Genomic DNA, 12,427 nt, shown 5'->3' with positions numbered 1-12,427 from the left:
ATCCGCCGCGGCGCCGTGTGATTGTCTGCGCTGTGGAGAAGTGCACGTTCACTGGCCAGTTTTCGCCAGCGTCGTTCAGGGGTGCTTAATCTTCGCCACTACGACGGTTGCCGGCTTGCCCGGGAGAAAGTTGATCTGCGGCCTGAGCCGAAGGCCGAGTCACCGCGGCGTTCCGCTTGCAGCCCCTTCTACGGCTCGCTTCTTTCCCGGCTGCGGTTTTCGAAGCGCGTGTACTCTTTCAAAAACACCAGCGGGATGTCGCCCGTGGGCCCGTTGCGCTGCTTGGCCAGGATGAGCTCCGCCTCGCCGGCTTTCTCCTGCTTGCCTTCGTCATCCGTCTCGTAGTACTCAGGCCGGACCAGCAGGCCGACGACGTCCGCGTCCTGCTCAATCGAGCCGGACTCGCGCAAGTCGCTGAGCCGCGGGCGCCCGCCTTCCTTCGCGCGGGTGTCCGGCTGGCGATTCAGCTGCGCGATCACGATGATCGGAACCTGGAGTTCTTTGGCCAGGCCCTTGATCCCGCTGGAGATTTCCGAAATCTCGAGCTGACGATTGTCCTGAGCCCTGCGGCTGGTCGAGCGCAGCAGTTGCAGGTAGTCGATGACGATTAGCTCGATGTTGTGGGTCGACTTCAGACGTCGCGCCTTGGCCCTGAGTTCGAGGATGCTCAGGCCCGGGGTGTCATCGATGTACATTTTGGCCGCCGCCAGCTTGGCGGCCGCCGTGGTCAGATTCGGAAAATCGCGGGCGGACAAAAATCCGCTGCGCACCTTCTGCAGGTCCACTTTGGCCCTTGAGCAGAGCAGGCGTTGAACCAACTGCTGGCTGCTCATCTCCAGGCTGAAAACGGCGACCGCTTTGCCCACGTCAATCGCGACATGCTCGGCGACGTTCATCGCGAACGCGGTCTTCCCCATGCTCGGCCGCGCCGCGATCACGATCATCTCGGCGGCGTGCAGCCCGTTGGTCATGCGGTCGAGCTCGACAAACCCGGTCGACAGGCCGGTCACGGCGCCGCGGTGCTCGTACAGCTGCTCAATCTGTTCGATGGCTTCCATCACCAGATCCTTGGTGGGAATGACATCGGTTTTGACGTGCTGGCCGGTAATGGCAAAAATCTCACGCTCGGCCTCATCGAGCAACGTGCTCATTTCGTCCTGCTGATCGTAACACTGGTTCGAGAGCTTGTTGCACGCCATGATCAGCCGGCGCAGGACGTACTTTTCCCCGACGATCTCGATGTAATAGTTGGCGTTGGCCGCCGTCGGAACGAAACTGTATAGTTCGTCCAGGTATTCGGGCCCGCCGATTTCCTCGAGCTGGTTGCGGTCTTTGAGCGCCTGTTTAAGGGTAACGAAGTCGGCCGGTTTACCTTTCTCGTTGAACTCGAGCACCAGCTCGTAAACGATCTGGTGTGCCGGAACGTAGAAGGCGTCCGGCTGCAGCCTCAGGACGCACTGATCGGCAACCTCGCGCGGCGAGAGCAGGAGCGAGCAGAGGACCCCTTTTTCGCCGTCTTCACTGAATGGAAGGCCGCGGGGCGCCTCGCGACCCGTGGCGCCGTTGTGAAGAGTTTGTGAATAACTTTTAGCCGGGCTGCCGTCCTTCGACCCCGGCCTCGTTGCGGGGTTCTCAACCGGTTTAACCGAACCGAGAGAACCGTTCGCCATTCGTCGTTAACTCGCCGGTCTGGCTTTGCGCCGGCCCTTGGTTTCCGCAGACGCGGCGGGCGCGGGTTCCGGAGCGGGCTCCTTGACGTGAACCTTGACTTCAATCCGCAGCGTCGCCGTAACGTCCGGGTGCAGGCGGATCGGGATTTCCTGAACACCCGATTCCTTGATGGGACGCTCCAGCTGAATCCGGTGGCGGTCGATGGTGATCCCGTGCTCCGACTGGAGGCGGTCGCCCAGGTCCTTGGTCGACACCGAGCCAAACGCCCTTCCGGTTTCCCCGGATTCCAGGGTGAAATCAAGCTTCAGCTTGTTGATCTTGCGGGCCAGTTCCTCAGCGTCATTGAGCTCCTTGGCCTCGCGTGCAGCGCGCTGCGTCTTGAGCTGGGTGATCCGTTTGAGGTTGCCGGGAGTCACCTCGTAGGCTTTGCCTTGCGGGATAAGAAAATTGCGGGCGAACCCTCTGCGAACCTTGACGATGTCGGCCTCGGCACCCAGGCCGGGCATGTTCTCCTTCAGAATGATTTGGGTCAAAGCCATACGTGCTTCCCGGTTATGCAGGGAGGGATCGGTACACAGGAACCGCCATGGTGTCAAGGTGGTTTCGGTCCATCCTGCAATCCCCCCTTTGTATCCGGGCGCGCATCAACGTTACCTCAAGCCACGCCGGTCATGCCGCCAAGGCCCGGACGGCGTCCTGGTGGGTCGGAAAAATGCGGAAGACCTGGTCAAGACGCGCAATCTCGAACACCATCTTGACATTGTCGCGGAGCCCGGAGAGTACGAGCTGCCCGCCATAGCCCTGCACCCGCTGAAGGGCATCGATAAAGAGGGCCAGGCCAGAGCTATCCACGTAAGCGACATCCGCCAAGTCGATCACGATCACGGGAAGTTTCCGGTTGATCAGGGGATCAAGCTGGGCGGCTACATGGGGTCGTTCGTTGAGATCGATTTCCCCGCTGAGCGTCAAGACCTCTGGCGACATCCTGATGTGGTTAGCATTTATTCGGGCCGGCGGCAACGCCAAAGGCACGACGAACCCTTCTGAAAGGCGGCGCGATTTTATAATTTTAATAATTTCCAGATAAGGCCGATATGTACCTCCACTATCTATGGTTCTCAAACGTAAAGTAGGTCGTAAACGGGTACGGATACCTGCGGCGCGTTGCTATTCCTTAACGGTTTTTACCAGGAACTGGCGCGAGGTGCGCCACTTTTACACCCACCTGCTGGGTGCCGTGGTCACCAGCGAACGCGCCTACCGCTACTGTGAGTTGCGACTGGGCGGCGTGCCCCTTTGTTTCCGGGCGGATGAAAACGGCGAAGGCGTTTCCCATTTTCACCTGTACCTGGCCTTGCAGGAACGGCAGTTAATCCTTGAACGTCTGCAAAATGCCGGTGTGATCGTCCGTCTGGACGGTACCTACGCCACCTTCCTCGATCCTGAAGGCCGAACGATCAAACTGTCCAAGGATATCGCTTTGCTGACGTAGGCGGCCGGAGGCGGGGCGTGCGGGCCGGCCGGGTGGCTGGGGCAGTTAAAAAGTGTTCCGTCCCCTCGGCCGGGGGAAACAGTGCCCCTGCCCGGCCGGCCTTGACGCGCCGGCTGCGGCGGGACGCCATAAACAACCAAAGCGCCCCCATCATGTCCCCGATTGTACCGCGCACGTGAGGGCGGAAAACTCAGAAGCCGAGGCAACCCCCGACTTTCCGGACGTCCGATAAGTCGGCAAAGAGAAAGTCGGGCTGCGTTGCCGCCAGTTCCTCGCTTGAGTATTGGCCGGTTGCGACCGCAACGGCCCGTGCGCCAAAGGCGCGAGCGCAAGCCACATCGCGGGGCGTGTCTCCGATCACATACGTTTCCTCAGGCGAAAAACGGGTCTTGTACCACGCCTGAGCCCGTTCCAATGCGATCGGGCCGAGGTTGTTCCGGTCAAAATCATCGTCGCCGAAGGCGCCAAACTCGAAAAACCGTTTAATCCCGTGGGCACCAAGTTTGAGATCGGCCCCGCGACGCAGGTTGCCGGTCAACAAACCCAGCCCAACGCCGGCATGGGCAACCCGGTCAAGCACTTGCATGACCCCCGGCAGAATCCGCCCGGGATTGATCTTCAATTGGTCGACCAAACGGGCCAGGTACGCGCCCATCAGCCGGTTGAGGGAACCCTCGGTGATGGGGATATCGTGTTTGGCCAGGATTTCCTGGCCGATTCTGGAATCGGTATTGCCCGCAATCGCGACGTTGCTGAGGTCTTCAGACACGCCGAACGCATCGGCGCTGGCCAGCTTGAGGGCAGTCCGGCCGGCGCCGTCCGTGGTGAGCAGGGTGCCGTCCAGGTCAAACAGAAAAAGCTTCATTCCTCCTCGACCGGCTCGGGGGGAAGTTCTTCAGATTCAACGGTGAAACGGCGTTTACGCTTGCTGGCCGGCAAGGGGGACATCGTCATACTGATGCTTTTACCCATCAGTTTCGGTTCCATCTCGACTTGTCCCATGGTCACAAGGTCTTCTCGCAGACGCTGCATGAGCTGGTCGCCCAGTTCCTTGTGGCTCATTTCACGGCCGCGGAACTGCAGCTGCATTTTCACCTTGTTTCCCTTATCCAGGAACTGCTCGGCATGCCGCACTTTGATCATGTAATCGTGCGGGTCGATGTTTACCCTGAATTTGATTTCCTTGAGCCTGGACCCCCCCGGCTTGCGCTCTTTATCCTGCTTTGAAAGGTCGTAACGGTACTTCCCGAAATCGACGATCTTGCAAACGGGTGGATTTGCATTGGGAGCGACTTCGACGAGGTCAAGGCCAAGCGATTGCGCCCGGCGCAAAGCATCCTGGATCTTCATGATCCCAAGCTGCTCGTTGGAAGTCGCGAGGATGACTCGGACCTCGCGGGCTCGGATTCGACTGTTAACGCGAATTTGCTGCTGCTGAATAAGCTATCTCCAGTTGGGCGCCCGCCGGGGCGTAGCAACGCGCTTAGTCAAGTTTACGTTGGATACTTTCGTTTAGGATCCTTTCCAGACCGCCGGCTACACCACTACTTAAACGCCCCCTTGTCACCGCGTCTGCGGTTGAGAACAGGAACTCTACCGGCCTGTTCCGCACGTGTGCCGACGAGCAACATATAGGGGAGCTTATTCGGGCGGGCAAGGCGAATCTTAACCCCGGGCGGGGCTCGCAAGTTCGCCTGCATACGCGACCGGTGCACGCCTGGCCAGCAACCGGTCGATGGCGGCGAGAAATTCGTCGGCGTCGAACGGCTTTCGGAAAAAGTTTTCCCCCTGAACCAGCGCCACGGTTTCATCGGGACTTGCGGACCCGGAGATGTAAAGGACCGGCAGATCGGGCCGGCGCGTTTGGATGAGGCGTCCGAGCGTGAGACCGTCCAGTGAGGACGGCATCAGGATGTCGGTGACGATCAGCTTGAAACCGTCTGGAGATTTTGACCAGAGCGCAAACGCCTGGTCCGCATCCGGAACGCCGAGGGGTTGATGGCCGCCTTCCTTCAAGAGCTGCACCACCAGGTTTCGAACCATGGGATGGTCTTCAACGACCAGGACGAAGGAGGCATTAGCCGCCGAGCGAGAAAGATCCGAATCCATGATTAGGGCGTTGTTTATGGAATAAGAAATACCATATTAACCATAACGTCAAATTCTTCCGAATCCTTTAGCGCGAGTTGCTGTCCCCGGTGCGGCTAACTAAGTTTTTCCGTCCCTCTATGCGTACCTCACGGGCAACTGGTTGCACGATGTCTACAGGAATGCGAAGTTTATTTTGAAATTATAAAAATTGAACAGGCGTTCGGCCGGTCCGCTCGCGTGCCGTTATGGCAACGCTTCCGCCCGCGAAAGCAACAATCGGCGAATGAAAACAATCGGCCGGGCCGGGGAGCTGCGATATGGGTTGGGGTTTTGCATTCATGGATTCGCCTTTTCACGAAATCACTGGCGCCGTTACCGCCCCTCGGGGTTTCCGCGCGGCGGCGATCGGCTGCGGCATCAAGGAAGGCGGCCAAGCCGGCCGGCCCCGCGACGATCTGGCGCTGATCGTCTCTGATTTTCCCGCGGTTGGCGCGGCGACTTTCACGACCAACAAAATCAAGGCGGCCCCGGTACGGGTATCGATGGACCACCTGCGGTCGGCGGAACTTCGCGGGATCATCGCCAACAGCGGCAACGCCAACGCTTGCACGGGCGCCGACGGAATCCGGTGCGCAAAGCGGATGACGGCCGCGGCTGCGGGCGCGCTCGGGTGGAACGAAAAGCAGTTCTTGGTGTGTTCGACCGGCCGGATCGGGCGGGAATTGCCGATCGAGCGAATTGAGAAAGCGGTTCCGGAGCTGGCCGGCAAGCTTCACGCCGACAACGGGCGGGCCGTGGCGCGGGCGATCATGACGTCCGACACCTTTGAAAAGGAGATTGCGATCGAGCTCAGCCTGGCGGGGAAGCCGGTGCGGATCGGCGGCGTGGCGAAAGGGGCGGGGATGATCAACCCGGACATGGCGACCATGCTCTGCTTTGTGACCACGGACGCGGCGATCGCAAAACGGGATCTGCAGAAGCTTTTCCTGGAGAGCGTCGAGCAGTCGTTCAACCGGATCACGGTCGATGGCGACATGAGCACGAACGATACGGCGATCTGCCTCGCCAACGGGCAGTCGGGCGCCGAGCTGCTGCAGCCGCAGAGCGCCCTTTACGACGCGTTTGCCCATGGCTTGCATTTCGTCACTCGTCAGCTGGCCCGCATGATCGTCGAAGACGGCGAGGGGGTGAGTAAATTTGTGGAGGTCCACGTCAAGAATGCCGCCACCTGCCGGGACGCGCGGAAGGCGGCGGAAGCGGTGGCTAACTCGATGCTGGTCAAGTGCTCGTGGTGCGGTGAAGATCCCAACTGGGGGCGGGTGATGGACGCGGTTGGTTACGCTGCGATAAACGTCCGTGAGGAAATGGTAGACATCTTCTACAACGGCGTGGTAGCCGCCGAACACGGGATGGCGAGCGACACGCCGCCGGAGAAGCTGAAGGAAATTCTGAGGAACAAAAACTTCACGGTGACCATTGACCTCCATCTTGGAACGGCCGAATACAAGGTATTCACGACCGATCTAACCACGGATTACGTAAAATTTAACCTTAGCGAGTAGCTAGCGGAACCAGTCCTATGTACCATCGAACCGAGCTTGAAAGGGCCGAGGTTTTACTGGAAGCGTTGCCGTTCATCCAGCGTTTCCGGGGTCAAACGTTCGTGATCAAGTACGGCGGCAGTGCAATGGAGGATGAGCACCTGGTCGAACGGCTGCTGCGAGACGTGGTATTTCTTGAGGCGGTCGGCGTCAACCCGGTTCTGGTCCATGGCGGCGGAAAGGCGATTTCCCAAAAAATGCGCGAGGCAGGCCAGGCGCCCCGGTTCGTTTCCGGCCTGCGGGTGACCGATGCTACCGCGATCAAGATCGTCGAGGAGGTGCTCGACCGGGTGATCCGGCCGAAAATCGTTGATACGATGGCTTCCTTCGGCGGCCGCGCCGAAGGGTTTTCGGGCCGCGACGTTTTCGTCGCGCGGAAACTGCCGCCGCAAATTGACGGCAAGCAACTGGTAGACGTCGGATTTGTGGGTGAAGTCGTTTCGTTGCGTCTGGACGGGGTCCGGGAAGGGATCGAACGCGGCGTCGTCCCGGTGATCTCGCCGATCGGCGAAACCGAAGATGGGGTGGTTTTGAACGTAAACGCCGACGTGGCCGCCGGAGCCATGGCCGGTGCCTTGCGCGCGGCGAAGATGATTTTTGTCAGCGACGTCCTTGGCGTGATGCGTGACGTCAAAGATCCTAACTCCTTGATCCCGACGGTGACTCGGGAAAACGCTGCGCGCCTGATCGCCGATGAAATCATCGAAGGCGGGATGATTCCCAAGGTGCAGTCGGCCGTGGCCGCGTTGGGCCAGGGCGTCGGAAAAGTGCACCTGATCGATGGCCGGGTTCCGCACGCGCTCCTCCTGGAGATGTTTACAACCAGGGGAATCGGCACCGAGATCGTCGCGTAACGGGCGGTCTGGCGGAGCGAAGGCGCTTTAGCCGGCCATTACCGGCCGGTAGCATGCCTGATTCTTGAGTTGCCTACGGCCTATTACCCGCTACTCGTTACCCGTTACCCGTTACCCGTTACCTGCTACCGTCACGCTATGGAGGATACCCGACAGCTTTTCGCGCAGTACGTCGTGCCGAACTACGGGCGCTATGACCTCGTCCTGGTACGTGGCGAGGGCCCGCGCGTCTGGGATGAAAACGGAAAATCGTACCTCGATTTCGGGGCGGGCATCGCCGTTTCGACCTTGGGGCACAAGCATCCGCGGCTCCTCGAGGCCATCACCACGCAGGCGGCGCAACTCATTCACACTTCCAACCTGTACTACACCCGGCCTCAGGGTGAGCTGGCACGGCGCCTCGTGAACCTGATCGGCCTTCCCGGCAAGGTTTTCTTTTCCAACAGCGGCGCGGAGGCCAATGAAGCGCTGATCAAAGTTGCGCGGAAATTCGGCAACGAATGTGCGGGACCCGGCGGGGACGAGACGCCGCGTTATGAAATCATCACCTTCGAGCGCTCGTTTCACGGTCGCACCATGGCCGGTATATCTGCGACCGGCCAGGAAAAGGTTAAAGTCGGGTTTGGCCCGCTTCTCGCCGGGTTTCGGCATGTGCCGTACAATGACCTCGAGGCGGTCCGGGAAGCCATCACCCCGCAAACGGCGGGGGTGTTGGTCGAGGTTGTACAGGGCGAGGGTGGAATCCACGTGGCAACGCCTGAGTTCCTGAGGGGCCTGCGGGCCCTTTGTGACGAGCATCACCTCTTGTTGATGTTTGACGAAATTCAGTGCGGCCTCGGCCGGGTCGGATCCTGGGCGGCCTGGAGACCGGTCGCCCCTGACGTCGATCCGGATGCGGTGAGCTGGGCCAAGGGGATCGGCGGCGGTTTCCCGCTGGGAGCGACCTGGTTCAGGGCAAAACCGCTGAAACGGCGGGGCGGCTCGGAGATCGCGCTCTGCGACCTGCTGCAGCCTGGAACCCACGGCACCACGTTCGGCGGCACGCCCCTGGCCTGCGCGGCGTCGCTGGCGGTGCTCCAGACCATCGAGGAAGAGGATTTGCTTGGGAACGTGAATCGCCTGGGTGCTTACGCCGTGGAGCGGCTCCGCCGGCTCGACGGAATCAAAGAGGTCCGCGGCTTCGGTCTGATGCTGGGCCTGGAACTGGATGCTCGTTTTCAACGGCCGGAAACCCAGCCGGGCGGCAAGATGGCGGCACAGCGGGTCGTGACCCGGCTGATGGAAAACGGTCTGCTGGCGGTTCCGGCCGGGCCGGCGGTCATACGTTTGCTGCCGCCCCTGAACGTACGGCAGGACGAGATGGATCAGGCGCTGGATATCCTCGGGCGAACCCTTCGCGAAGGGTAAGTGAACCGGCATATGCGGAACTTCTTATCGATCGAACAACTCGGTGAAGGCGATCTCCGGGAGTTGCTGGAGGCAAGCCAGACCTTCAAGGCGACGCGCACCACCAAACCGCAAAGCCTGCTGAGCGGGCAAACGTGGGCGCTGCTATTTAACAAACCGTCGACGCGAACGCGCGTGAGCTTCGAGGTCGGCTTGCGCGAGTTGGGGGCGAGCGCGATGTTCCTTGCGCCGCAGGACATCCAACTCGGGCGCGGCGAACCGATCACCGATACCGCCCGCGTGCTCGGCCGGATGGCGCACGGGGCGATCATTCGCACGTTTGCACAAGCTGACCTGGAAACGTTTGCCGAATTCAGCGGGCTGCCGACGATCAACGCCCTTACGGACGAGGAGCATCCCTGCCAGATTGTGGCGGACCTGTTCACCATCCGGGAACGGCGCAAAACGGTCGAGGACATGACCGTCTGTTTCCTGGGCGATGGCGATTGCAACGTGGCGCGATCATGGATGTGGGCGGCGGAACGCCTCGGCTTCGCGCTGCGGGTCGCCGCCCCCAGCGGCTACCAGCCTTCGCCTGAGTTCAAGAACCGGCTGGCCAACTCGAATATCAGCTTCAACGAGGATCCGGCCGCTGCTGCCGCCGGAGCAGACGTTCTCTATACCGATGTCTGGGTAAGCATGGGACGTGAGGCGGAAGGCGCTGAGCGGCTTCGCGAATTGGCGCCCTATCAGCTTAACGACGACTTGCTCGCGCAGGCGCGCCCGGGCGCCCTGGTGTTGCATTGCCTGCCGGCGTACCGGGGCAAGGAAATCACGGAAGCGATTCTTGAGCGGCACGCCCGGACGATCTTCGACCAGGCTGAGAACCGCCTCCACGCGCAAAAAGCAATTCTGCAGTGGGTGGTGAAATAAAACCGGCAAGTCTGCCGTGAAACCGGCAGGTCTGCCGGTCTATCAGTCAAGATACGGTGTCGCACTCTGCCCAGGACGGGCTGGCGGGCGTCACCTGAAACCCGCTTTAGGTGAAACTTGTACAACTTGCACGAGCGTAAGTGTTGCAAAAGCGCCAACCCTTCGCCACTAGTTGTACCTTTCATTACGCAAACTATGATTTTTCCCTCCTTGGCCACCGCTTTCCTCCTGCAATCAGGCATCTGGTTCGCTTTGCTTTGTGCTGTTGTCGGCCTGGGCGGAGCCGGATTTTTGATCCGGAAGATCATTGCAGCCTCGCCCGGTAATGCGCGGATGAGACAAATCGCCGCCGCCATCGAGGAGGGGGCAAAGGCCTATCTGAACCGGCAGATCCGCACCGTCTCGGCGATCGCCCTGGTGATTGCCGTCATCCTGGTCTTTGCCAGGGACCTGTTTACGGCGGTCGGCTTCATCCTGGGCGCGGTCTGCTCAATGGCCGCGGGTTACATCGGCATGCGCATCGCCGTGCTCTCTAATTGCCGGACGGCGCAAGCCGCGACTGACTCGCGCGAAGGGGCGATGCGGGTCGCTTTCAATGGCGGGGCGGTGACCGGCCTGCTGGTGGTCGGCCTCGGGCTGCTTTCGGTCGGCATTTTTTACCTGATCGGGGCAGGACTGTTCGGTACCGCGCGCGCGGTGGGCAGCCTGGTCGGGCTGGCTTTAGGGGCGAGCCTGATCAGCGTTTTTGCGCGGCTCGGGGGCGGCATTTACACCAAGGCGGCGGACGTGGGCGCGGACCTGGTCGGCAAAATCGAGAGCAACCTGGATGAGGATGATCCGCGCAACCCGGCCACGATCGCCGATAACGTAGGCGATAACGTCGGGGATTGCGCCGGGATGGCTGCCGACGTTTTCGAGACGTACGCCATCTCAATTATCGGTACCATTCTGGTCGGCTTTCTGATGATGGGCAATTCGCCGGAAGCGATCGTTTATCCCTTTTTGTTGGGCGGCATTTCGGTGATCGGCGCGATTGTCGGGATACTTTACGTCAACTGGCGTAAAGGCGACCCGACGCGCGTGCTGGTCGAAGCGGTCGGTTCGAGTGCCCTGGTCTCGGCCATCCTGTACTGGCCGGCCACGATGCTGCTTTTCCCCCATTCCTTTACGATCGGTGACGTCACGCACGGCCCGGGCCAGCTTTACCTGGCGGCGCTGGTCGGTCTCTGCATGACCGGCGTGATCGTCGTCATCACCAACTATTATACCTCCACCGCGTTCCGGCCGGTACGCAAGATCGCCCAGGCGTCAGAGACCGGTCACGCCACCAACATCATTGCGGGACTGGCCGTCGGCCAGCATGCGACCGCACTGCCGGTCATCTTCATCGCAGGAGCGATCATGGTCAGTTATTCTGCCGCTGGGTTGTACGGGATCGCGATCGCGGTCACCAGCATGCTCTCGATGGCCGGAATCATCATCTCGCTGGACGCCTTCGGACCGATCACGGACAACGCCGGCGGGGTGGCGGTCATGAGCGAACTGCCGAAGTCCACCCGCAACGTGACTGACGCGCTGGATGCCGTCGGCAATACGATGAAGGCCGTCACCAAAGGCTACGCGATTGCCTCCGCCGGGTTGGCCGCCCTAGTGCTGTTCGGTTCCTATGTGGCGGAATTGCGCGCGCACTTTGCCCATATGGGCAGAGCCGACCTTTCTTCGTTTTCGTTTTCCCTGGAACGCCCTGAAATTGTGATCGGCCTGTTTATCGGCGGATTGTTGCCTTTCATTTTTACCGCCTTCAGCATGGATGCGGTCGGTAAAGCAGCCGGTTCAGTCGTCAAGGAGGTCCGGCGCCAGTTGCAGGCCAAACCGGGTATCCTCGAAGGTAAAGATACCCCGGAGTACGGCGCCTGCGTCGACATCGTTACCCGTGCCGCCCTGCGCGAAATGACGATCCCGGCCCTGTTGCCGGTTCTCTTTGTGATCGTGGCGGCGATGTTCGGCTACGTCGTGCTGGGTGGTTTGCTCGTCGGCACCATCGTTACCGGCCTCTTTGTCGCCATCGCCATGACCTCAGGGGGAGGCGCGTGGGATAACGCCAAGAAATACATCGAGGAAGGCCATCACGGCGGTAAAGGGTCGCCCGCCCATCAGGCAGCTGTGACCGGCGATACCGTCGGTGACCCGTACAAGGATACCGCCGGTCCGGCCATCAATCCGATGATCAAAGTGGCCAACATCGTGGCGATTCTCATCATCCCGATCGTGTTTAGGTAGCCGGGTGTCGGGTCACACGGCGGGCACAACGTAAGAGTTCACACGGTCACACGGCGGGCACAGCGGGTTTGGCGGGCACAACGTAAGAGTTCACACGGCGAACACGGCGGACCACGGCG

Annotated in this window: 12 protein-coding genes; 6 read left to right on the top strand and 6 right to left on the bottom strand. The window is 60.7% G+C overall.

Annotation, left to right across the window (positions count from 1 at the left end; translation table 11 throughout):
• Positions 1-188: 188 nt before the first annotated feature.
• The 3 genes from dnaB to JO015_07005 all read right to left on the bottom strand — a co-directional run bounded on the left by dnaB (position 189) and on the right by JO015_07005 (position 2,655).
• A complete protein-coding gene (gene dnaB / locus JO015_07015; protein MBV9998849.1) occupies positions 189-1,670 on the bottom strand; it encodes a replicative DNA helicase in 1,482 nt (493 codons plus the stop codon).
• A gap of 6 nt (positions 1,671-1,676) precedes the next feature.
• A complete protein-coding gene (locus JO015_07010; protein MBV9998848.1) occupies positions 1,677-2,210 on the bottom strand; it encodes a 50S ribosomal protein L9 in 534 nt (177 codons plus the stop codon).
• A 130-nt stretch (positions 2,211-2,340) separates the two neighbouring features.
• Positions 2,341-2,655, bottom strand: a complete 315-nt coding sequence (locus JO015_07005) for an STAS domain-containing protein (GenBank protein ID MBV9998847.1) — start codon at positions 2,653-2,655, stop codon at positions 2,341-2,343.
• Positions 2,656-2,782: 127 nt separating this feature from the next.
• On the opposite strand from JO015_07005, the gene JO015_07000 reads away from it, so the two are divergent.
• On the top strand, positions 2,783-3,163 hold the full coding sequence (locus tag JO015_07000) for a VOC family protein (GenBank protein ID MBV9998846.1): 381 nt from the start codon (positions 2,783-2,785) through the stop codon (positions 3,161-3,163).
• Between the two features lie 190 nt (positions 3,164-3,353).
• Here JO015_07000 and JO015_06995 read toward each other — a convergent pair whose 3' ends face one another.
• The 3 genes from JO015_06995 to JO015_06985 all read right to left on the bottom strand — a co-directional run bounded on the left by JO015_06995 (position 3,354) and on the right by JO015_06985 (position 5,272).
• Entirely contained in the window at positions 3,354-4,028 is a 675-nt protein-coding gene (locus JO015_06995; GenBank protein ID MBV9998845.1) for an HAD family hydrolase, read from the bottom strand.
• A complete protein-coding gene (locus JO015_06990; GenBank protein ID MBV9998844.1) occupies positions 4,025-4,588 on the bottom strand; it encodes a translation initiation factor IF-3 in 564 nt (187 codons plus the stop codon). The genes JO015_06995 and JO015_06990 overlap by 4 nt, the downstream gene beginning before the upstream one ends.
• Before the next feature lie 240 nt (positions 4,589-4,828).
• Positions 4,829-5,272 carry a response regulator gene (locus JO015_06985; GenBank protein MBV9998843.1) on the bottom strand — a complete coding sequence of 148 codons (444 nt, stop codon included), beginning with the start codon at positions 5,270-5,272 and terminating at the stop codon, positions 4,829-4,831.
• Positions 5,273-5,592: 320 nt separating this feature from the next.
• Here JO015_06985 and argJ point away from each other — a divergent pair, with 320 nt between their 5' ends.
• The 5 genes from argJ to JO015_06960 all read left to right on the top strand — a co-directional run bounded on the left by argJ (position 5,593) and on the right by JO015_06960 (position 12,308).
• Positions 5,593-6,816: a bifunctional glutamate N-acetyltransferase/amino-acid acetyltransferase ArgJ gene (gene argJ, locus JO015_06980; protein ID MBV9998842.1), complete on the top strand. Its 1,224-nt coding sequence runs from the start codon at positions 5,593-5,595 to the stop codon at positions 6,814-6,816.
• Between the two features lie 17 nt (positions 6,817-6,833).
• Entirely contained in the window at positions 6,834-7,709 is an 876-nt protein-coding gene (gene argB, locus JO015_06975) for an acetylglutamate kinase (protein MBV9998841.1), read from the top strand.
• 138 nt (positions 7,710-7,847) lie between these two features.
• Positions 7,848-9,116, top strand: a complete 1,269-nt coding sequence (locus JO015_06970; GenBank protein MBV9998840.1) for an aspartate aminotransferase family protein — start codon at positions 7,848-7,850, stop codon at positions 9,114-9,116.
• Positions 9,117-9,128: 12 nt separating this feature from the next.
• Positions 9,129-10,028, top strand: a complete 900-nt coding sequence (argF, locus tag JO015_06965) for an ornithine carbamoyltransferase (protein MBV9998839.1) — start codon at positions 9,129-9,131, stop codon at positions 10,026-10,028.
• Between the two features lie 195 nt (positions 10,029-10,223).
• On the top strand, positions 10,224-12,308 hold the full coding sequence (locus JO015_06960; GenBank protein ID MBV9998838.1) for a sodium-translocating pyrophosphatase: 2,085 nt from the start codon (positions 10,224-10,226) through the stop codon (positions 12,306-12,308).
• The last annotated feature ends 119 nt before the right edge of the window (positions 12,309-12,427 follow it).

The sequence above is a fragment of the Verrucomicrobiota bacterium genome, assembly GCA_019247695.1.
Taxonomy (GTDB): Bacteria; Verrucomicrobiota; Verrucomicrobiia; order Chthoniobacterales; family JAFAMB01; genus JAFBAP01.
The sequence above is the reverse complement of the archived record's forward strand: the minus strand, read 5'-3'. Positions and strand labels throughout refer to the sequence as shown.